This is a genomic window from Pseudonocardia xinjiangensis (assembly GCF_012911925.1).
GTDB lineage: Bacteria > Actinomycetota > Actinomycetes > Mycobacteriales > Pseudonocardiaceae > Pseudonocardia > Pseudonocardia xinjiangensis.
On record NZ_JAAXKY010000020.1, the window covers coordinates 21,720 to 44,114 of the forward strand.

Below are 22,395 nucleotides of genomic sequence, written 5' to 3' on the forward strand. Positions count from 1 at the left end.
CGCCGCCCCGTCACAGGGTCCTCAGCCCTTGGGCGACACGTCGATGTCGTCCCGGCGCCCGGGCAGGGGGTGTGCCGCGGTGTCCGGGTCGAGGAAGAAGCCCGGGTGCGGAGCCATGTTGTAGACGGTGCTCTGCGACGCCACCTGGTTGCGGTACTGCGGGTCGTGCATGAGGGTGCGCAGCTTGTGCGCGGTCGGGATGGTCGTCGTGTAGAGCCGCAGCCGGTCGTCGCCCACCTTCCACACGATCTCCTCCCGCCAGTCCCCGAGGAGGTCGGCCGACAGCAGCGGGCTGTTGCGACCGCCGTCGCGGTTGAAGCCGACGCCCTCGGCGGTGAACAGCGCCGTGCCGCCCACGGATGCGGGACGTTCGGTGTAGGTGGTGTTCGGCTTCGAGACCGTCCCGGCGTCGAGCAGTTCCCGGGTGAGGTCGCCGTCCCAGTAGACGAGGAAGTTCATGGGGATGTCGGTGGCGTACAGGCGCTCCCCGGTGACCGCGCTGTAGACGTACCCGTGCGTCCAGTACTCGGCGCCCGGGCTGTTCGGGTCGATGTTCTCCGCCACGCCCTTCTCGTTGTCCCCGCCGGTGTAGACGCCGGCGCGCACCTCGCCGGTGACCGGGTCGTAGACGGCGGCCCCCGGCCGGTACCCGAGGCCCTCGGCGCCGTTGCGGTCGACGGTGTGCAGGTCGGCCGGCTGCTCCTGGACGATGAACACCTCCGGACCTGGCCGGGCGGGGTCGAAGTCGCCGACGTGGAACGCGTCGCCGTGCACGAGGTGGGCGAACCGGTCGTCGGCGTCGGGCGCGTGCATCGCCGCCGTCAGGTCGACGTCGGGCGCCGGGACGGGGAACGGGAACCAGGTGCCGGCGACGGTCTTCACCGTGAGGTCGTCGTCGAGGATCATGGCGCCGTAGACGATCTCGTCGCGGCCGTCGAGGTCGACGTCGGCGCTCATCATCGAGTGCACCCCGCGCTCCTCCCCGAGATCCGGGTCGGGCAGTGCGGCGGAGTCGAAGGTGGCGCCGAGCCGGAGCTTCCCGTCCTCGAGCGTGTAGGCCGCCACGGTGCTGCGCGCGTAGTAGCCCCGCGCCATGATCGCGCTGGGCCGCTGCCCGTCGAGGTAGGCGACCCCGCCGAGGAAGCGGTTCGCGCGGTTGCCCTGGTGGTCGCCCCACGGGTAGTAGCCCCAGCGGGTCGCCGGGTCCGACCAGTACGGGTCGGGGATGTCCTTCGGGTCGAGGGACACCTGGCCGCCGGGCTCGGTCTCGCTGTCGGCGACGGCGGCCTCGAAGTTCGCCCCGCGATGGTCGACCGGCGCCACGCCCCAGTTCGGGTCCCCGTACGGGAAGGCGTAGCCAGTGGAGTCGATGATCCGGCCCGTCACGCCGTCGAAGGCGGTGAGGTACTCCTCGCTCGTGCCGATCGGCCCGTAGGTGTAGACCTTGCCCCACTGCCGCACGTTCTGCTCCGGCGGCGTGTTCCCGCCCGGCAGGATCCAGCTGACGGCGTAGGTGTTGAGCGCGTCCCAGTTCCGTTCGAGCGTGTCGACGTCGCCGCCCGCGACGTAACCCGCCATCCGCTCCGAGGTCGCCTCGGCGTCGCCGACGACGTCCCGGACCTCGAACTTCCCGGCGGCGTCGACCCCACCCGACGCCGTGCCGTTGGCGGTCTTGAGGATCAGCTCGGCCCGGCCGTCCCCGTCGAAGTCCTGCACGACGAGCTGCGTGTCGTGCGCTCCGGCGCGGATGTTCCAGCCCATGTCGACGCGCCACAGCAGCCTGCCGTCGAGCTCGTAGGCGTCGATGATCGTCGGTGCCGTGTAGCCGTACTGCGAGGAGTCCTTGGCGTTGTCGGGGTTCCACTTCACGACGAGCTCGTAGCTGCCGTCGCCGTCCAGGTCGCCGGGGACGGCCTCGGCCGGGGTGTAGGCGCTGGTGGCCGTGGCGAGCGAACCGTCGGGGTTGCGGACGTAGTCCAGCCGCGGGCCGCGGTCGAGCTTGTCGACGTAGCGGCGGAACGTCTCGTCCAGCTCGGCGAAGAGCCCGTCGCTGATGCGGTAGCGGTCGCCCTCGACCTTCATGGCTTCCGTCGCGAACGGTGAGCGCGGCGCCCAGCCCGGCTCCTGCAGGTAGGCCGGCAGCGGCGCGATGAGCTGCGCGAACTCGCCCTCGGTGAGGCCGGCGGGAGCGGCGTGCGCGTCCCGGATCCGCCGCAGCAGGTTCATGTCGACCGGCTCGAACTGCTTCCCGCTCACCGTCGTCTCGAACGTCTGCGCGACCGGCACCACGGCCGGTGCGGGACGCTGCAGCGGGATGTCCATCGCCTGGTTCGCCAGCGGCCGCACCGGCGCGGACCGGGGGAGCGGGCCGTCGCCTGCCACCGCCTCGACCTCGTAGGAGGACGTGGCGGTGCCGGCCGGATCGGTCCAGTTCGTGCTGTCGGTGACCGTCGCGACCAGCTGCCCGTCGCGATGGATGCGGAAGGCGACGTCGTCGGGCTCGTCGCCGAGGAAACGCCAGCTCAGGTACACGCCGTCGGCCACCTTGACGGCCACGACACCGCGGTCGAGGTGCTCCATCTGACGGACGACGGGGGGCGGCGTCGCGGCGCTTGCCTGGGGGGTGATCAACCCGGTCGTGAGGACGGGCGCGAGCGTCAACGCCGCGACGGCGAGACGTAGGGCGGGTCTTCTCGGCACTGAGAGATCCTCCTGGTGCGCTAGGTAAGCGTTTTCCGCTTGCGGAGAGCCACGCTAGGTATCGATCGAGTGAGGGTCAAGGAGGTGACCTCGCGATCAGCCGGCCCGCGCCCATGAGGGCGCCTACGCGTGTTTTGCTTGCGCCCCCGATCGGACCGGTGGCGGCCACCGTCAGATGCCTTTGCGGAACCGCTCGGTGATCTGTTGGCCCCACTGCGGGCGAGCGGGCCGCACGCCCTGGTCGTCGGTGAACCGATCAACCAGATCCTCGAGGTGCACGTCCACGGCCGCTTCGACCAGGCCGGCGTAGACGTCGGCAGCTGATCGACATCGCCGCCAGCTGATCAGCCCCAGGACCGCGCCGATGACCGCGGACGGCCACCACACTGCACCGAGCGCCAGGTAGAGCAGCGCCCACCCGCCGAGCGTGGCGGCATCGTCCAGTTGGCGTCGGCCGACTGTCAGTGGGGTTCGTGAGCTCTCCGGCAGCAGCAACCACAGCCGGGGCCAGAGGAAAGTGAGGTCTACGCCGTACTCCTGGTGGACCCGCAGCGTCGGCGCGTCCAGTCGGTCGCCGATCCAGGTCGCGTTGATCGGCTCGATCAGGGCGATGCGGTTTCGGCGCTCGGCCAGTTCGGCGAGGCGGTCGCGTTCTCCCGCGTCGCGGGCGCGCTCCCACTCCTGGTTCGCACGCATCCAGGCGGCGCGGCGGCGGCGGGTACAGGCGCGTGCCGGTCGTCGCAATGGCGCGGGCCAGCGGCCCGCGAGGGCATGCTCGACGGGCGTAGCGAGAGCGTTCGCGAGCAACCCGCTGCCCACCGATGCCACCAGCAATACCAGCAGCAACAACACCGTCCGGGACAAGTCGCCCGACGCCCCGGCGTCGGGCGGCACCAGCTGTCCCAGCCGTCGCCCCAGCATCTCGAGATCGGCCCAACGCCGGTGGCCGAGCAGCGCTGCGGCGGCCGCCGTGGCGGTGAACAACAGGCCCGGCAGCACCAGGAGCGCCACCCAGCGTTCGGCCAGCTTCTTGCCGATCTCGGTGACGAAGGCGTTCACCGGATCGGCTCACCGTCGGTGTGGAAGCGCAGCGCCTGCTGGTGCACGTCACAGCGGGGCACCGGGGAACCGGCCCGGCGCGACTCGACCCGGTTGCACAGGTCGACGGGGCAGACATAGCCGCCGGTCACCGGTGGCAGCGCAACGTCGGACAGCCGCGGCGGCAGCCCGTCGCGCGACGACTCGCCGCCCACGTCCGCGGCGTCCGTCGGGTCGAGCGCCGCGATCAGCTCGGCGACCGGTTCGCCGCGGCGGGCGGCCCGGATCACCAGTTCGACCTGGGCACGGGCGGCCGCTCCCGCCGGGCCGCGCAGCAGTGCCCGGAGCGGGCCGAGGTCGGCGCAGAAGCGAGCCAAGCTGTCCCGCTCGATCTGCTGCTCACCCACGATTCCCCCCCCAGAGGCCGGTGCCGGCCCGGGAAGTGTAGGTGAGTGTCCACAGTGCATCGACGCCATGTGGGTGGACCGCTAGTGTCACCGGACGTGCGTGATCGGCTACTCGCGGCGGTTGCTGCCCGGCTCGAGGCGGGCGATCCCGAGGCGATACTCGCCGAGGACACGCGGGCCGACCTCGACCAGCTACTGGGCTTCCTGGCCATCCCCGGTGACCTGGACGTGCAGGTGGCGTACCTGGTCGGAGTGTGCCATGTGGCGCGTGGTGAGCTGCTCGGCGCCGAAGGGAAGCAGGATTGGTTGACCGCCGCGGTCCTCCTGCTGCCGGTGCTGCTGAGCAATCCGGATGCGCTGCCGGAGCAGGTACGGCTCTGGCTGGAGCCGGTGCGGGAGGCGTTCGTACAGGCCGGAGACACCCCGGCGCAGGTCATGGGCCGAGCGGTGACCGACGTGGTCTGGTTGCTGCTCGAACGGCTGGGACAGCGCGGCGAGAACGACCGGGACGGGCTGGTGGCGGGGCTCGCCGAGCTGGCGGTCAGCCTGCTGCCGGCGGGGCACGAGGCACGGCCCGCCGGCCTCTGTGCGCAGGGCTACGCGCTGATGCATGCTGAGGAACTGGCCGGCATGGACCCACCCGAAGAGCGTGTCGACGAGCTCATCAGGGTGTTCCGGGAGGCGTTCGACGTCGTTTCGGCAGGTGGTCAACACTACGCCCGGTGCGCGGCCGGCCTGGCAATTGCGCTGGTCGTCAAGGCCGAACGGGCCGGGGACAGGCCACTGATGGCAGAGGCCGCACGCTTGTTCCGGACCGCGGCGGACCCGACGTCCGGCGGTGACCCGGGCCTGATCCGGAGTGCGGAGGAGGGTGCCCGCCGCGCCGAGGCCTGGGCGCCGGGCGGGATGCTCGGACAGATGTGGCAGGCGCTCGACCGACTGGACGAGCTCGGCCGAAATGTCGGCGACGTGCGCTCGGGGCTGGACCAGGAACGGGCGAAGCGAGGTGGGGCACCTCCGGAGCTCGATCGCGCACTGGCCGAGTTCGACAAGTCGCAGATGGCGATCGACAAGCAGCGACAGCAGCTACGCGAGCTGCTCACTGATCTGGAACGCAAGCACCGGCAGCCCGGGCAGGCACGTCGACCGGCGCCCGACGAGGGCGGCTTTGCGGACGGGCTGGCGGCCGCCCTCCAGGATCGGCTCGGCACCGACTCGCGGCTGGTCGATGCGGTGACGACGAACCCCCAGTTCTTTCGCGATCTGGAGTACCTCGCGCGATCGGCCTTTCAGTCGCTCGACGACATGACGCGGGAGTTCATGCTGGGTCCCGGTTCCGGAGGCGGACCGTCACCCATGCTGACACTGGAGACGCCCACGCCGCCCGCGGATCGAAGCGATCTTAACGAGATCATCGAGCTACACGAGCGGGCGCTGCGCGAGCTGCCTCCCGGCACCCCGGAGCACAGCCGAGTGCAAGCCATCCACCTTTTCCTTTCCACCGAGCAGATCACCGACCCCGAAGCCCGCGCACGGGAGCTCCCCGAGCGGTTGCCGCTGCTCATGCAAGCAGCGGCAAATGCGTTGGAGCAGCGTTTCACCGACAAGGGTCAGGTGCAGGGCCACGTCGCCATCGGTACCGCCATGTCGTCGCCGTTCGAGACGGTGGCCGAGGCCAACGAAGCCATCACGCGGAGTCGGCTGAAGCTCGCTGCTCTGTCGCCCGATGACCCGGGCCGGCGCTCCGAGCAGATCTCGCTGGCCAACGCGCTGTTCAGCCGCTACCTGGTCACCAGTGAGGACGGGACGTTCCACGAAGCGGTGGACGCGGCCCGTCAGACCATCACCGCCGAGCAGCCACCCGATGCCGCGCTGCTGTTTCTCTGGGGTGCGGCGGCTCTGCTGCGGGACCCGACCGGCCACCAGCCGGCGAGCGAACGGCCGTCCCTCGACGCTGCGACCGTGAGCAATCCGCTCGTGACACTCAAGATCGTCGACGGTGATGCCGAGGGCGCCCTGACGTCCTGGGAGGCCGGTCGGGCCCACCTGCTGACGTCCGCGCTGATCACCCGGCACGAGCTGGACCGGCTACACGCCGCCGCACCGCGGCTGGCCGACCGGTTCGTGGCGCTGCGCGGGCGCCTGCGTGCCGGCTCCCTCTTCGTGACCCAGCCGCACGAGGCGCTGACCCGGGAGTGGAACGCCCTGCTCGAGCAGATCCGGGCCCGGCCCGGGTTCGAGCGGTTCCTGCTGCCGCCGATGGTCACCTTCGCCGAGCTGGCGCCGGCCGCCGCGCACGGGCCCGTGATCGCCGTCAACCTCGATCGCTCCCGCTGCGACGCGCTGGTACTGCGCGACGGCACCGCGGCGGTGGTGCCGCTGCCCCGGCTGCGGGTGGACGAGCTGGTGGAGCAGGCCGGCGCGTTCCGCGACGCGATCGCAACGCTGTCCTCGGCGGACCGGCTGGTGCGCGGCATGGCCGGACGAGTCGTGGTCGACACGCTCGCCTGGCTGTGGGACGTGCTGGCCGAGCCGGTGCTGGAGGTGGCGGGGCCGGCTGTGCATCCGGGCGGCGGGGCGCCGTGGCGGCGGGTGTGGTGGTCACCGAGCGGGCCGCTGAACTTCCTTCCCCTGCATGCCGCCGGCCGTCACGACGTTCCCGGCGCGTCCGCGCTGGACCGGGTGGTCTCTTCGTACACGCCGACCATGCGCGCGCTGTTGCACAGCCGCGCGCGGCCGGTGCCGGCCGGGGAACGCACCGCGCTGGCGGTGGCCATGCCGGAGACACCGGGCCATGCCGCGCTGCCGGCGACGGCGCGCGAGGCCACCGCCTTTGCCGCCGGGTTCACCGGCGGGGGAGCGGCACCGGAGGTGCTGGTCGGGCCCACCGCGACCGGGGAGGCGGTGCTCGCGGCGTTGCCCAGGGCGACGTTCGCGCACTTCGCGTGCCACGCGAGCAGCGATCCGCTGAACGCCGAGGCCAGCCACCTGTTGCTGCACGACGGGCCGCTGGCCGTCACCGAGCTGAGCCGGCTACCCCTGGACGGCGCGCAGCTGGCGTATCTGTCCGCGTGTGCCACCGCGCGGGGCAGCGCCACCCTCGCGGACGAGGCCGTGCACCTGGCGTCGGCATTCCAGCTGGCCGGGTATGCGCAGGCGATCGGCACCCTGTGGGAGGTCGGTGACGAGGTCGCGGCGCGCATGGCCGAGCAGGTGCACGACGAACTGGCTCGAACCACCGACGGCACCACGCACCGTCCGGCGGCCGCGCACGCCCTGCACGCGGTGACCCGCCGGATGCGTGCCGAGCGGCCCGATGCCCCCTGGACCTGGGCCGCCCACGTGCACAGCGGCGCCTGACTCGCGGTCCCTGCTCTTCGGCAGCCAGAACCCGCTGTCCGACACGCCGCTTCGGCGCGCCAGGACGGGCGGGCAGCCGGCGAGAGTCTTCGACATCACACGTGCCCCCGGAGTCGCTCTTGCGGCGTTTACGGTGTCCGGGTGCGCGAGGAAGCAGGTCTGAATCGGGGCCTGGCGCTCCTCATCGCCGGCGCGTTCTTCATGGAGATCCTCGACGGCACGATCATCGCGCCGGCCGCCCCGCACATCGCCGCCGACTTCGGCGTCGGCCCGGTCGACATCAACATCGCCATCACCGCCTACGTCCTGACGCTGGCCGTGCTGATCCCGATCAGCGGCTGGCTGGCCGACCGCTTCGGCGCCCGGCGGGTCTTCACGGTCGCGTTGCTGCTGTTCACGCTCGCCTCGGCGGGATGTGCGGTCGCGCCGACCCTGCCCGTGCTGACCGCGACGCGGGTCTTGCAAGGTGTGGGTGGCGCGATGATGGTGCCGGTCGGGCGGCTGGTGGTGCTGCGGACTACCGCCAAGCCCGACCTGGTCCGCGCCATCGCCTACCTCACCTGGCCCGCCCTCGCCGCTCCCGTCATCGCCCCGGTACTCGGCGGGGTGCTGAGCGAGTACGCGTCGTGGCGGTGGATCTTCCTGATCAACATCCCGCTCGGGCTGGCCGCACTGCTGCTCACCCGTCGGCTGGTGCCCGACCTGCGCGCCGAGGACGCGGGGCCGCTGGACCGTCGCGGGTTCGTCCTGACCGCCCTCGGCGTCGGCGCGCTGGTCGTCGGGATGGAGAGCCTGGGTGCGGGGGAGACGCGGTGGGTGGTGGTCGGGGTCGGGCTCACCGTTGCCGCCGTCCTGCTCGGCGCGGCCGTGCGGCATCTCCTGCGCGCCCCGCGCCCGCTCGTCGACCTGCGGATCCTGCGGGTCGCGACCTACCGGGTGACAGCGGTCAGCGGCTCGATCTTCCGCGCGGTGATCACCGCTGTGCCGTTCCTGCTGCCGCTGTTCTTCCAGCTCGGCTTCGGCTGGTCGGCGGCCCAGGCGGGGTTCGCCGTGATCGCGCTGTTCCTCGGCAACGTGGGCATCAAGCCGCTGACCACGCCGCTGATGCGCCGCTTCGGGATCCGCACGGTGCTGCTCGGCGCCATCGCTGCCTCCGCCGCATGCCTGGTGGCGATCGCGTTCCTGCAGCCAACGACACCCCTGCCGCTGCTCATCGCGGTGCTGGCGGTGAGCGGGATCTTCCGGTCGATCGGTTTCACCGCCTACAACAGCGTGGCGTTCGCCGACGTCGACCAAGGTCGGATGACGCATGCCAATACGCTGCTCTCGACGCTGCAGGAGCTCGGCGCGGGCCTCGGGGTTGCGGTGGGCGCGTTGCTCGTGCGCCTCGGTGAGGCGGTCGGGGTGATCCACGGCGTCGCCGGCCCGTTCCGCGTGGCGTTCGTCCTGCTTGCAGTGGTGCTACTGGTGCCTGCGGTCGAGGGCCTGCGCTTGGCCCGGTCGGCGGGCGACGTCGTGACCGGCCGGGCGTAGTCGAAGAGGGAGACGTTGTGGCGGCACGATCCAGGCTGACGGTTGCCGACATCGGGGCGTGGCTCTTCACCTGCAACCCGCGTGAGTTCGCCGAGCTCGAACCGGGCCTGCGTGGCGGCGCCTCGGTCGACGGATGGTGCGCACATCCCACCTACCGCGTCGACCTGGTGGAGGCGGATCAGGCCGCCGTGCTCTGGGTCTCCGGCGCCGCGACCTCGGTTCCGGAGCCGGGGATCTGGATGGTCGGACGCACCACCGGCGTCGTCACGCGGGACGAGCCGCGTCCCCGGGTGGGGTTGGCGATGACCCTGCTTCCCGAGGTGCTGCCTCGTGAGCAGCTGCGGGCCGATCCCCGGACTGCCGGGCTGGAAGTGCTCCGCGCGCCGCAGATGAGCAACCCCTCCATCGTCTCGCCCGCGGAGAAGGCGGTGATCGAGGAGCTGATCGGTGGGTGGCCCTGACCGGCTACAGCCGATCACGGGATGCGGCACGAGGTATGGCACGGTGAGCAGCCCCTCACGTTGATCGAAAGGCTTGCCGCGTTGACGCAACCGCTCCCTGAGGGTGTGTACGAATCCCTCCGGACAACCCGTCTCAATGCGGCTCTCGAGCAGCTCACGGACCTCACACCGCGCTTTGCGCCGGTTGAGGACGCTGACGCGCCGCACGTCCTGGCCCGGCATGTCGCGACTGCGGTGGAACGAGCGCTGAGCAGTGAGTCGGATCCGTCACGCCGGCTCGCGCTGGTCAACGAACTGTTGGCGCGCGTGGCCGCGTCCGACGAGCAAATCGCCGATGTCGCAGAGGAGCTGGTGGTTCTCACCCGCGAGGCTGCGCCGGGTGTGCATCGGCTGGAACGCCCGGTGACGCCGCTGTCCGCGGCGGCGTTGCTCACGAACGCTCCCGAGGAGCCCTCGCTCAGCGCGGAACTGCGGGCCGAACTTGGCTCAGCAGACCGCGTCGACCTCCTCTGCGCGTTCATTCGCTGGCACGGCATCCGCGTGCTGGAGGAGCAGCTTGATCTTCTCCAGCGGCGCGGGATCCCGTTCCGAGTGATCACGACGACCTACGTCGGAGCCACGGAGCAGCGGGCTGTCGATGCGCTCGTGAAGCGCTTCGGGGCGCAGGTCAAGATCAGCTACGAGACGCAGTCAACCCGGCTGCACGCCAAGGCCTGGCTGTTTCACCGCAACTCGGGCTTCAGCACGGCGTTCGTCGGGAGCAGCAACCTGTCGCGCTCAGCGCTGGTCGATGGGCTCGAGTGGAACGTGCGGCTGTCGTCGGTCGGCACTCCAGACCTGCTACGGAAGTTCGCCGGAACGTTCGATACCTACTGGGCCAACCCGTCCTTCGTCGACTACGACCCGGACAACGCCGAGGACGCCGAGCGACTGCGCCAAGCACTCGGCCGGGATCGGATCACGGCCGCTGGGTCGCTCGTCTCCGGTCTGGAGGTGCGGCCGTACCCGCATCAGGACGCGATCCTCGAAGCTCTCGAGACCGAGCGGACTGTCCACGACCGCCACCGCAACCTTGTCGTCGCGGCGACGGGTACGGGCAAAACCGTGGTAGCGGCGCTCGACTACGCCCGGCTGCGGAAGGCGCTGCCGAGCGATCGACTGCTGTTCATCGCACACCGCAAGGAGATCCTGGAACAGTCGCTGCGCACCTACCGCGAGGTGCTCGCCGACGGCTCATTTGGCGAGATCTACGTCGGCGGCGAGCGGCCCGAGCGGTGGGAGCACGTGTTCGCGAGCGTGCAGTCCCTAGCGGCGTACGGCGTCGATCGGCTGCCGCCGGATCATTTCGATGTGGTGGTCGTCGATGAGTTCCACCATGCGCAGGCGCCGACGTACCGACGACTTCTGGAGCACCTCACGCCTCGCGAGTTGCTAGGGCTGACCGCCACCCCAGAGCGTGGTGATGGCGTCGATGTCCGCGAGCAGTTCGGCGGGCGCACGGCGTACGAGTTGAGGCTGTGGAACGCACTCAGCGCCGACCTCCTGGTGCCGTTCCACTATTTCGGCGTGGCGGACGACGTTGATCTGCAGGGGATCGAGTGGAAACGGGGTGCGTATGACGTCGCGGCGCTCGACAAGATCTACACGGGGAACGATGCGCGGGCGGCGAAGGTAGTCCGGGAAACGACGGAGAAGGTCACGGACGTCCGTCGCATGCGGGCGCTCGGCTTCTGTGTGTCCGTCGCCCACGCGCGCTACATGGCCGAGGTGTTCAACCGCGCCGGCATCCCTAGCCTCGCTGTCTCGGGCGACACTCCGCCGGCTGACCGGGCCGAGGCGCTGCAGAAGCTGCGGAGCCTCGACGTCAACTGCCTGTTCGCCGCGGACCTCTTCAACGAGGGGCTCGACCTGCCACAGGTCGACACGGTGCTGTTCCTACGTCCTACGCAAAGCTCGACGATTTTCCTCCAGCAGCTTGGCCGCGGCCTACGGCGTGCGCCGGGCAAAGCCGTACTCACCGCACTCGACTTCATCGGCCAGCACCGGCGCGAATTCCGCTTCGACGTCCGCTACCGGGCGCTGACTGGCAGCAGCCGCAAAGGTTTGATCGCCGATATCGAGCGTGGATTCCCCTTCCTCCCGTCCGGCTCCCAGCTTGTCCTCGACCGGGTCGCGCAGAGCATCGTCCTCGAGAACGTCCGCCAGCAGCTGCAGTTGAGGCGTCGAGACCTCGTTGCTGACGTCCGATCCCACGGATCCCCGTCGTTGGCCCAGTACCTCGACGAGTCCGGGCGGGAGCTGGCGGACGTGTACAAGCAATCCTCATGGACGGCCCTGCGCCGCGATGCCAGACTGCCCACGCTGCCAGCCGGCCCGAGCGACTCGGACCTCCTGAAGCGGGCGGTCGCCTTCGCTCACGTCGACGATCCAGAACGGGCCGCCGTGTACGCCCGCCTCGCCGACCCGTCCGGCCCGACGTACGACGACCTGACCGACCGCGAGCAGCGCCTGGCGCGCATGCTGTTCTTCCTGCTGTGGCCCGAGCGCGGTGGTCACCAGTCCTACCAAGCTGGGCTCGACCACTTGCGCCGGCACCCGGCGGTCTGCGCGGAGATCCGCGAGCTGGTGGCGCTGGGCCTGGACCGCGCCCGGCACGTTCCACGGTCGCTCGGCGAGGGACTGCAGCATGTGACGTTGCTCAGCCACGCGCACTACCGCCGAGAGGAGATCCTGGCCGCGCTCGACTGGGCGTCGATGACTCGCAAGGCGTACGGGCACGCCCAGGGCGTCGCGTGGGCCCCGGAGACCCGCACCGACGCCCTGCTCGTGAACCTCCGCAAGACCGAACGCGACTTCTCGCCCACCACGATGTATCGCGACTACGCGATCAGCCCGGACCTCTTCCACTGGGAGTCGCAGAACGCCACGACCGTCGCCTCCCCGACGGGGCAGCGCTACCTCAACCACCGCGAGCAGGGCACCCATGTCGCCCTGTTCGTGCGCGAGTCGCCGACCGACGACCTCGGCCCCGCCCCCTTCCTCTGCCTCGGGCTGGGCGACCACGTCGAGCACCAAGGAGAGCGGCCTATCGCCATCACGTGGCGGCTGCGGCGCCCGATGCCGGGCGACACGTTCCGGACGGCGAGCGTGGTGGCGTCGTAGCGTGCTGGGTCTGGCGGTTGCACGTCAGGCATCCCGGCGCGCCGGGGCACTTGTCATCGACCTGGGCGGGAGCCGCTAGCCTCGGGTCCGAAGGGGCGGTAGCTCAGCTGGTCAGAGCAGCGGACTCATAATCCGTCAGGTCGTGGGTTCGAACCCCACCCGCCCCACCAGCTGACCAGCGGTTACCCGATCGGACGTGATCTCTGGTCGCCCGCGTGGGATCAAACGTGGTGCGACTGGCTCTATGATCGGTTGTGTGACACGGGCCGGAGGACGGCGGAGGCGGCGCGGGGGAGCGTCGAGGAGCTTCCGAGCGGGCCTGCGGGTGTCGGTGTACGCCAGTATCGACCCATTGACCAAGCGGCGTCACTACCTGCGCGAAGTCGTGCCCGCAGGCTCGAAGGCGGCGAGCGAGGCCGAGAAGGTAATGCGTCGGCTCGCCGGTCAGGTCGACGAGCGTCGTCACCCACGGACAAACGCGACGGTCAACCAGTTGTTCGATAAGAATTTCGAGTCTGGTCCCGCTGGAGCAGCACGTTCGCGATGTACCGGGGTTACGCCGACAAGCATATCCGGCCGTTAATCGGCTCACTCCCGGTTGGATCGCTGGACGCGGACCTGTTCGACTCCTTCTACAGTGAGCTGCGCCGGTGTCGTGAGCACTGCGACAGTCGGGCGTTCGTCGAGCACCGGACCGACGCCGTGCACTACTGTGATCCTCGGTGTCGTCCGCACGTCTGCAAGCCGCCCGGTGCATCGACGGTTCGGCAGATCCACTTCATCCTGAGTGGCGTATTGAAGCGCGCTGTGCGGTGGCGCTGGCTGTCGGCCAAGCAGGACGAGACGCCGGCGGCGCCCAAGCCGAACCCGCAGCCGCCGACGGCGCGTAAAGCAGCCCGGATCCTGGCCGAGGCGTGGTCGGATCCGGACTGGGGCACGCTGGGTCTGGCTCGCGATATGACCAGGATGCGGCGGGGAGAGCTGTGCGGCATCCGATCGCGCCACGTGGACTTGGAGGGCGGGGTGCTTGCGCTCGACCGCAGCATCGGCCAGCGCCGCAGCCAGACTTGGGAGAAGGACACCAAGACCCACCCAGCACCGCCGGATCGCGTTAGACCCGGCGACGGTCGAGGTCCTCGTCCTCACTGACCACAGGAGCCGGTACGTTGCGCGCGCCGAGGTGCTCGGTCTCACTCGTCTCCGCGAACAGGCGTCGAGGAGGACATGAGTCGGAGATCAAAGAGTGCGAGATGGACCTACGCCGGAGGGGCGATGCAGAGCTGATAGCGAAGTTCGTCGCGATCTAGCGTCCTGGCGATCGCGCGCTTGAGGGGTCGCCGCCAGCATCATGCGATCAGCCTCTTCCGAGACGCTGCAGGTTCTCGAATAATGGCCGGGCAGGTGGTGGAGAGGTTCACTACTTCGAGTCTCGGACGGGACTATCAGAGTAGCGGCATAGCCTAGCGGACCGGGGACTATTCCGACCACATCGGCGCGAACGCGGATCCCGTGTCGCAAGGTTGACGGGTGGCCTCGTCCTGACTGGTCACCGTGCTGTCTCATGCTGCCTAGTACCGTGGCGTGCACACTCCGTGATGTCTTTCCACTGCCTTTGTATGTTCTGCCACCGCCTTAACTGCCACGAATTCGCGCAGGATTCCCTCTCAATGCGTCCCCCGGCGCTCACAGCGTCATCGAGTGTCAGTGCGCGTACCTGCAGGATCGGCCCTGCGAATGGAATCCCTTCCGGGTTGGGTAGGGATGAAGCAGGGCAGCCGTTACGTGATCAGCTCAGCGGTGGCCCAAAGGTTTGCTCGACTCTTCAGATGCGAACTGAAGCGCGCGCTCGGCGCTTTCAAGAAGATCGGCGTACGTCAATACTGTCAGTCTGCTTAGATGAGCATTGTAGGAACGAACCGTCTGATCAATTTGCTCTCTCGTCGCTTCAGTGGAGGGAGTGTGGCCAGGATGGCCGATTATGACAGTTCCCTTTGCTCGACGAAAGTCAAAATCAGCGGCGAGCTCATTGCGGTATTGAGTCCTTAGTGCGGCACCCATCTCATCAAGAGCACGTAGGTAATTAAGGCACTGATTAACTGCCGCGTGAACCTCATTGGCTACGATGAGGTGATTTCGATACTTCCTCGTGAGTTTAACCTCGGGACCCTTTAGCTCGACAATTTCTAGACTCCCGTCGGCGCAGATCAATGGAATATCGTACTGGTCCAGCGGAACGATAGTGCGTCTATCCGCAATTCCAGTGTACTGTCCACCAAAGATCCAATAACGCGCACCGATGGCTTCGTGCATCTTCGTCTCGTTGGTGTCGGGATCTAGTGCAAGCTGCTGAAGATCCGCCACCACCCTGCGGCGCTCACGGACGACTGCGGCTTCAGCCGCCGATAGCCCTTCGGGTGTGGAGGTTAACCCCGAGACCACCTCTTTGATATCGTCCCCACGGGAGAGTACGCGGCCCAGACTGGCAGCGCTCATGGCGCCGCTTGCCCGCCCTCGAGCTGCAGTGGCGATATGCGTCAGCATCTTCGAGGCGAAAGCATCGAAGGACTGGTCAGAGAACGGCTCAGATATCTTCGCCTGTTTCACGTCGACGGTCAAATAGCAAACGGCGTCGAGAAGTCCGTCAGCAAGCATTCGTGAAAAGGTGGCACCAACAAGATCGATGTACGAGCTTGGCCCAGGTTGTGCATCACCTGGAAACGACAGGCGAGTCGGCGGCGTGTCGCGCAGCCTTGTTGTAGCCAAAGACTCTTCCATGACGAAGAGGACCGCTGTGCAGGGCTTGTATGGCGCCCTGTCAGGACCATCAAATGTTCGTGCGACGCTCGCGGCCAGGGCGACGATTTCGTCTATCCGGTTACGAATACTATTCAGGTACGAGTCGAGACTGACCTTTATTTCGACTACGACTACAGGAAGATCGTCATTTATGACGACGAGGTCCCAAGGCCGTGAAGTAAGGCCGTACCCGCCAGTCAGCCCAATACGGGCTTCCGTCAATATGGAATACCGCTCGATGCCGGCGATTGCCATGTCTGCTGCCAGCGCGTCGGAGAGTCTTGCGCCAAGCCGTCCAGGACCGACTGTTATGTAGGCTCCCTCGGCTGTTTGTTCTTGATTGCCACGCTCCCGCAGCTCCAAGTACTTGAGGATCTCGTCATAAATTGATTGCGCCTCCCACGGCACTGGCAACCTCCCTGGTTCAGCGCGAAACCACCCGGTAAGCATACGGGCGGCTTGTGCGCCGAGTTCGTAGCGGTGGGCGTCGGCGGCTATCGGCGAGCTCTGGTGCAGCCACGCCCTCGCTTGGCGTCGGGTCGATGCCGGCATACAGATTGACGCGGAACGAGCCGCTCGTCCGGTGTCGATCTCTTCGCACGCCCTTCCGCGTGACGCCGCACCGGCCCCCATACAGCAGCGGTAGCAGTGCGCCATCCCCGAATGGCCGCCATCGAGTAGCAGATCGCCGCTGATCAAGGCTCTGAACTTCCTCCGGCAGGACTCGAACCTGCGACCAGAGATTAGGAGTAGCTCGTACGTTTCCGTTACCGCCCTCTAGCTGCACCTTCTGTTCGGTATCGACCGCGCTCGTGGCTCCGTACCTCACACGGTTCGACTATGGTTCGCGTCATCTGTGGCTCCACGAGGGAGCGTGGTCGCGGTGGTGTGTGCCCCGGGGGCCGCGGCATGTAGCTGCTCCCCGAACCATCATGTCGCCGACCTCGTGTAACGAACCATCTATGCGGAGCGAAGTTTGGTGAGCGGTCGGCACTACGGACGGACGGACTTGGCAGCAAACCAGACCCCCAATCGGTCGGCAGACGCCTCGATTAGGGGATACATCTATCAATTCGATAGGGCCGTTCTTCGGATCCTTTCAAGCGCAGTCGGCGACGTTCTTACGGTTGAAGGAATCGAAGATGTCGACTTACTCGCCGAGGGTAGGACGACAGCGGAGCAGTGCAAGTACTTGCCAGCGTCGAGTTTCTCGCTGGCTAGGATCCGTGACGCCGTAGCGGCGATGCTCGAGTACTATTCAAAGGGTCACGATCTAGACTACTGTCTGTACATACATACGAGCTCGCAAGGTGAGATTCCGTCGTCTCTTACGGCAGATGAGATCAGAACATGTCTAACCGTGACTGCCAAGAAGTCGGGCATCACGACAAAAATCTACGAGAAGTACGATAGCGACACGATTGAAAGCTTCGCTGGTCACCTCAGGATTGTTCCTGGTGAATCGTACGACGATCAGAACCTGGGTGTCGTCGATGCCTTGTCGCGTGAGTATCGATGTAGCGCCGAAGAGGCCCGCATCTATTACTATCCGGCGGCATTAAACGGTATCGTGCGACTTGCCATTCAGGCGAGAGTTGACAGTCGTCGAACGACCAAGGAGCGCTTCTTAGAGCAGCTTGATAGCAAGAAGTACTTGTACACAACTTGGCATGCCGAGGTAGTCGGCAATAAAGTGTTCGTCGAGCAACTTGCCAAAGATCTTAGCAGAAACACTCGCATTAAGAATCACTTCGTGCGATTCCTTGCGATCACGTTGGTGGACGCAAGAGATATCGAGCCAGCGGCGATGTTGGCCCGAATTCTCACGACGAAATACTATGGTGCAGGCAAGTTGCACACTGCCCTGCCTTGGACACTCATCGTTGATGCTTCTGACGATGTCCTGCATTTGCTCAAGTCTGCACTCGCGTCGGCCGCCATTGCGTTCAATGACGGGTACGAAGCTTTCGGATTCAATGTCGAGTTGTTTGGAAAGCGGCCAGTCACGGCGAGGCGCGGGAGGTCTAACCAGATCGGTGTGACCTCGTTCGACCTCTGGATTGTGTCACTAACGAACTTCAACAAGCACCAGGCCCTGATAGCTGAGCCAAACCTTGTTCTCGTACATGCTGAGCTAGGGCGAAAGTTCCCTAATCCTATCGCCTCGTCGCTAGTCGTCGAGCTAGGGTCGTTGGCTCTCTCCGATCTAAATCACGTAATGGAGCGCATTCGATGAGGTCAGCGGCAGACATTACCGCGTTTGCTAGCGTCGTGGGCGTAGGTCCGGACTTGATCCAGATCGAAGTATCTTCGACAGAGGAGTACGCTCGGTCTGGCGCCGAACTCGAGATTGGAAGTTATCTCAAGATATCCGACGATAACGGGTCGATGCTGATAGCGATCGTCCAGAGCTATCGCATTCGCGACTACGTCGCCCCCTTCGATACTGCGGAGCTCAAGACGCCTCGGTTTCTGATTGACGCGCAGCCCGTCGGGCGCTTCGATGAGGGAGGTTTTAGGCGCGGTGGAAAACAGATAACAATTCCGCCTAAGCATGTCGAGATCGCCGCGACCGACGTCTTGCTGCAAATGTATGATTCTGTTGCTGTCGAGTCGAGGTTCTGCTTCGGCTCGCTCGCCCAAGACCGAGAAGTTCGGGTTGCAATAGATGGCGACAGATTCTTCGGGAAACACATCGGGGTTGTTGGTTCGACGGGTTCTGGAAAGTCGTGCACGGTCGCTAGAATTCTACAAGAGGGGATCTCGCCGAGTAGCTCCCAGGCGGACCGCGGCGTCCTAAACAACTCCCATATCGTGATATTCGATCTTCACGGCGAGTACTCGGCCGCCTTCCCTTCGGGACGGTTTATCGACGTTGACACACTCCAGCTCCCGTATTGGCTAATGAACTCTGAAGAACTGGAGGAGATGTTCGTCGAATCGAACGAAGAGAACAGTCATAATCAGATATCGCAATTTCGTCAGGCCGTAGTTGAGAACAAGCGGCGACACGCCGGGCGGAGCCAGAGTGTATCCTACGATTCTCCGATCTTCTTCAGTCTCCTTGAGGTTATCAACTATCTGACCAACCTCAATAGTGAAGTTATTGGGCGAGAATCAGGTGAGGGGGTGCCTAAGCTCGACGATGGCACGCTTGTGCATAATCGCGCCTCCAGATACTTTGATCACGTGCTGAACTTTGCTCTTTCGTCGCAGAGGGCAGGGTCGAAGGCTACGAATGGTCCGTTCAACGGCGAGTTCGACAGGTTCTTGATGCGCCTCCAGGGTCGACATGGGGATAGTCGCCTACATTTCCTTCTTAGTCCGCAGAAAGCTGACGGTTCCACTCATCGCACAGAGGACTCTCTGGAGCTAATGCGAACGCTAACTGGCTACGGCGAAGCAAGTAGTAACATTACGATTATTGATCTAAGTGGCATCCCGTTCGAGGTGCTAAGCGTTGTTGTCTCCCTTGTGACGCGACTGATCTTTACGTTCAGCTTCCATCTGAAGCGATCAAAGGCAACTATCGAGGAAAATATTCCGTTCTTGCTCGTTTACGAAGAGGCGCACAACTACGTCCCGCGGAGTGATGGCGCGCGGTACGGATCGGTAAAGCAGTCGATCGAACGCATTGCAAAGGAGGGGCGGAAGTATGGGGTCTCCATGATGATCGTCAGCCAAAGACCTTCGGAGATATCGGAAACGGTTTTCTCGCAGTGCAATAACTTTGTTGCCATGCGGTTGACGAACCCTTCGGATCAGCACTATGTAAAGCGTCTGCTTCCTGACAACTTGGGTGCACTTACAGACGGCCTGCCTTCGCTCGGTCGACAAGAGGCCATACTAATTGGCGACTCGATGTCGATACCTTCTCTTATTTATGTGGACGATGTTGACGAGAAGCCAAACTCTCATGACATTCGATTTCATAGTGAATGGCAGCACGATTGGCGTGAATATGATCCCGCGCCAATTATGGAGAGGTGGCAACGTTGATGGACACACGGAAACCTCCATCGAGGGCGCGACTCATCTCCATGGTGTGGTCGAGGTTCCCTCCGAACATCTCACCGAGCTGGCTTACGATGACCGGTGCGTCGATTCCCGGGCAGTCGTCGAGCAGGCCGGTGATGACGTGCAGGGCGCGGGCCTCGTCGGCCTCGCGGCCTCCGACCCTTCGCCGTCCTGTCATAGCGGCTGTTGCTGCGCACGAGGGCACCCCTCACGTCGACAACTGATGCTGGTCGACCGCGAGGGTAACGGCCCTGCGATATCGAGGTGTGACCGCAGGCGAGTCGGCCCGCCGCGGAACTTCAGGTTTGCTGTATCCGCCGAGGACGCAGACTCAGCTGGACATCCAAGTGGACGGAATCGTGGTTCGCTTGGCAACACATCAGGCCGGGAGCCTGCATCACTGCCCGTATCGCGTCCGGAACGCCCCGCGCTGGTCGGACATGGTCGAGTACGGTTCGGCTAGGAACGGGGTCGCGCAAGCGATACAGATCGGGTTCCGGCGGTAACCAACGGAGGTTTGGCTCGTGCTGTCCAGATCAGCGCTGCGCGGATACGTGCTCGAGGAGCTGCTGGCGAAGCTGTTGCAGAGGAGCGGGTACTCACTGCTGGTCCGCGAGGAACAGGATCCAATCGCCCTCTCTCCGGCCGCCAACGGACTGCGGGTGAGGGGCAGGGGTTCGGAGCACCAGGTCGACGTCCTGGGAGAGCTGGACTGGCCGATCCCTTTCAGCCTACCTGTCCGTCTATTTGTCGAGGCGAAGTACCGCGGCTCGGCTGTAGGCCTCGCCGATGTAAGGAACGCCCTCGGCGTAATCAATGACGTGAACGAGCACTACTCGGCTGCCGCCGCTTCGAACGCGCTTCCCCGGCCATTCCGTCGCTACCACTACCGGTACGCGCTCTTTTCAGCGAGTGGCTTCACTGCCGACGCGCAGCAGTTTGCCTACGCCCAGCAGATCTCGCTCGTGGAACTTGATGGGCCGGCGTTCCGTTGGCTTTTGGACGCTGCATCTCGGGCCGCGGACGAGCTCCTCGAGCTCGCCTTGTCTGCCGGACTTGACTCCTTTCCGGTTAACCAGATGCGTGAGGCGTTCCGTCGCGCCCTGGGTACCTGGACTGTCACAGGCGATGGAAACGACAGCGCTGAGGACGGTGGGGTCGAGGACGACTTCGGTGTCGCCCGCAGCCGAGCCGAACGCGCTGCTGGCGGGGTTGGTGCCACTTCGTCGTTGCCGGCAGCCGAACTGGCGGCGATCGCCGCGCAGCTGGTGGAGCTGGACGGTGCGCTCTACTTCGGTTTTACAGCCGCACCGTTCCTGCTCGTGGTCCAGCCAGACGATCCAGAGTCGTTCGATCGATTGGGTCGAGCCGATGGTGATGCAGAGCCGGCCCGGCTAGCGTTCGCTGGTCCGCGCGGAGGTAGCGGTGAATGGGTCCTGGTTGCGGATGACGGATCGGTGCTGCGCTTCGGGTTGGCGCCGCTGTACGAGCAATTCGTGCTGGGCGCAGCGCCTTCTGACCTGCGCCGCGACGGGCGGCGATCCGGCGCTTCCCGCAGCGTCACCGTCCTCGGTGAGACGTCCGATGTGACGCTGCGCTTTGTCCCCGTTGCGGAGGTGGGCGCAGGCGATGGAAGTCTGGACGACGATCGGACAAGCCTGCTCAGGGCAATGCGGGCCGACCCGGCACTGGAGTACCGAGGTGATCGGGATCGGGTTGTGTCGGCGATCGATCGCTGGTCCTGGGCCGCTGCTGCACGACTCGTGTACACGTTGCGGGCAGAGGGGCGTCCCCAGGCCGAAGTGATCATCGCTGCTGCCCGCAACGGCGGGTTCCTGGACCGAGCCACGGTGTACCGGATCGCAGAGTTCTCCCCACAGCGGACGTTGCGCGGGTTCACGAGACCGGCAAAGCGGATTACCGCGATTCTGCACTCGGAAGGCGTGGTGGCCGCAGACGTCGCGCCACCACTGGTCGCGCTCTACGACCACGGGGTGCTGGCCACACGGTTTCAGGTGCCCCCCGAGTTCGTAGAGATCTTGCCGTCGATCTTTGACTAGGTGTCCCTTGACAGAGGTTCGACGCGTTAGCCGACAGGTTCCCGCTGAGCCCCTTCATCATCGAACCGGTGTCGATATCCGTCACCCGAGAGCAGGCCCTTCGGCTCGGCCACGACGGCCCGCCGCCCGCGCGCGACACCGAGATCTCTCCCGCCTGACTGAGCAACGCCATGGCCCGGTGTGCCCGTGCCCTCCGAGACGCCGTACCGCTCTGACAGGCTCCTTACCGTTGGCAGGTGATCACCCGGCAGCAGCGCGCCGCATCGGATCGCGCCGGGCAGGTCGGTCGCGACCATGCGGTACGGGCTGCCGTCCACCGCACTTTGCATCACGATCCGAGGGGCCGGGCTGGCCTCCGGCCGCCCGGAACCCAGCGTTGCGCGTATCGCGTCCGGCCAGCCCGGCTGCGCTGTGGCGATACCGCAGTCGCGCTGCTCGATACGTTGCGCAGCCAGGTACTCGGCCTCGATCAGCTCCTCGTAGGTAATCGACTCGCGATAGGCCACCGGAGACAGTGGCATCCGGCGCCGGCCGTCGTAGCTGGGCACGATCGCCCCGGTTAGCCATCGACACGTCAACAACACGCCGACCGCATACCAATCGGTGCGCCTACGCTCAGCCTCCTCAGCAGAGTGCTGCTCGGCCGCCCGCCACACCGCCACAAACTCCGCCTTGGGCACCCGGATGTTGCGCAGCGGCACGGTGTCGAACTGCTTCTCGGTCACCTTCACCCGCGCCATAGGAACCACGGTGACAGCAGACACCGACAATTTGGACGTCCGTACGGGCTCTCTCGCAGCTCAGAGACCGGAATGTTGACGCAGTGGTGTCAACGGGTGAGCAGTCGCTGCAAAATCCCTG

Annotated in this window: 13 protein-coding genes and 1 tRNA gene; 9 read left to right on the forward strand and 5 right to left on the reverse strand. The window is 66.1% G+C overall.

The features are described from left to right. Positions 1-21 precede the first annotated feature (21 nt). The 3 genes from HF577_RS39165 to HF577_RS08955 all read right to left on the reverse strand — a co-directional run bounded on the left by HF577_RS39165 (position 22) and on the right by HF577_RS08955 (position 4,145). Positions 22-2,700, reverse strand: coding sequence for a rhamnogalacturonan lyase family protein (locus HF577_RS39165; protein ID WP_169395289.1), 2,679 nt, complete (start codon positions 2,698-2,700; stop codon positions 22-24). Positions 2,701-2,871: 171 nt separating this feature from the next. Beyond that, on the reverse strand, positions 2,872-3,759 hold the full coding sequence (locus HF577_RS08950; protein ID WP_169395290.1) for a hypothetical protein: 888 nt from the start codon (positions 3,757-3,759) through the stop codon (positions 2,872-2,874). After that, complete coding sequence (locus tag HF577_RS08955; RefSeq protein WP_169395291.1) at positions 3,756-4,145, reverse strand: hypothetical protein; 390 nt, start codon at positions 4,143-4,145, stop codon at positions 3,756-3,758. Before HF577_RS08955 ends, HF577_RS08950 begins: the two co-directional genes overlap by 4 nt. A gap of 96 nt (positions 4,146-4,241) precedes the next feature. On the opposite strand from HF577_RS08955, the gene HF577_RS39645 reads away from it, so the two are divergent. The 6 genes from HF577_RS39645 to HF577_RS08985 all read left to right on the forward strand — a co-directional run bounded on the left by HF577_RS39645 (position 4,242) and on the right by HF577_RS08985 (position 13,810). Next, positions 4,242-7,505: a CHAT domain-containing protein gene (locus HF577_RS39645; protein ID WP_169395292.1), complete on the forward strand. Its 3,264-nt coding sequence runs from the start codon at positions 4,242-4,244 to the stop codon at positions 7,503-7,505. A 141-nt stretch (positions 7,506-7,646) separates the two neighbouring features. Beyond that, positions 7,647-9,038: an MFS transporter gene (locus HF577_RS08965; protein WP_312859024.1), complete on the forward strand. Its 1,392-nt coding sequence runs from the start codon at positions 7,647-7,649 to the stop codon at positions 9,036-9,038. A 17-nt stretch (positions 9,039-9,055) separates the two neighbouring features. Further along, positions 9,056-9,499: a hypothetical protein gene (locus HF577_RS08970; protein ID WP_169395293.1), complete on the forward strand. Its 444-nt coding sequence runs from the start codon at positions 9,056-9,058 to the stop codon at positions 9,497-9,499. Positions 9,500-9,580: 81 nt separating this feature from the next. After that, complete coding sequence (locus tag HF577_RS08975) at positions 9,581-12,661, forward strand: DUF3427 domain-containing protein (protein ID WP_312859025.1); 3,081 nt, start codon at positions 9,581-9,583, stop codon at positions 12,659-12,661. 92 nt (positions 12,662-12,753) lie between these two features. Then, a tRNA-Ile gene (locus HF577_RS08980) sits at positions 12,754-12,831 on the forward strand. Positions 12,832-13,204: 373 nt separating this feature from the next. Beyond that, positions 13,205-13,810: a site-specific integrase gene (locus HF577_RS08985; protein WP_169395295.1), complete on the forward strand. Its 606-nt coding sequence runs from the start codon at positions 13,205-13,207 to the stop codon at positions 13,808-13,810. Positions 13,811-14,452: 642 nt separating this feature from the next. Here HF577_RS08985 and HF577_RS08990 read toward each other — a convergent pair. Further along, a complete protein-coding gene (locus tag HF577_RS08990) occupies positions 14,453-15,865 on the reverse strand; it encodes a Shedu anti-phage system protein SduA domain-containing protein (RefSeq protein WP_169395296.1) in 1,413 nt (470 codons plus the stop codon). A 952-nt stretch (positions 15,866-16,817) separates the two neighbouring features. Between HF577_RS08990 and HF577_RS08995 the strand changes: the two genes are divergently transcribed. From HF577_RS08995 to HF577_RS09005, 3 genes are all read left to right on the forward strand, one after another. After that, on the forward strand, positions 16,818-17,693 hold the full coding sequence (locus tag HF577_RS08995) for a hypothetical protein (RefSeq protein WP_169395297.1): 876 nt from the start codon (positions 16,818-16,820) through the stop codon (positions 17,691-17,693). Between the two features lie 53 nt (positions 17,694-17,746). Then, complete coding sequence (locus HF577_RS09000) at positions 17,747-19,456, forward strand: ATP-binding protein (RefSeq protein ID WP_169395298.1); 1,710 nt, start codon at positions 17,747-17,749, stop codon at positions 19,454-19,456. 542 nt (positions 19,457-19,998) lie between these two features. Next, positions 19,999-21,534, forward strand: a complete 1,536-nt coding sequence (locus tag HF577_RS09005) for a restriction endonuclease (RefSeq protein ID WP_169395299.1) — start codon at positions 19,999-20,001, stop codon at positions 21,532-21,534. Positions 21,535-21,560: 26 nt separating this feature from the next. Here HF577_RS09005 and HF577_RS38065 read toward each other — a convergent pair whose 3' ends face one another. Continuing rightward, positions 21,561-22,274, reverse strand: a complete 714-nt coding sequence (locus HF577_RS38065) for a helix-turn-helix domain-containing protein (protein WP_169395300.1) — start codon at positions 22,272-22,274, stop codon at positions 21,561-21,563. Positions 22,275-22,395 lie beyond the last annotated feature (121 nt).

Excerpts from the sequence above, each read along its gene's own strand:
- HF577_RS38065 (WP_169395300.1), bottom strand. The coding sequence starts at position 22,274 with ATGGCGCGGGTGAAGGTGACCGAGAAGCAGTTCGACACCGTGCCGCTG.
- HF577_RS08985 (WP_169395295.1), top strand. The coding sequence starts at position 13,205 with ATGTACCGGGGTTACGCCGACAAGCATATCCGGCCGTTAATCGGCTCA.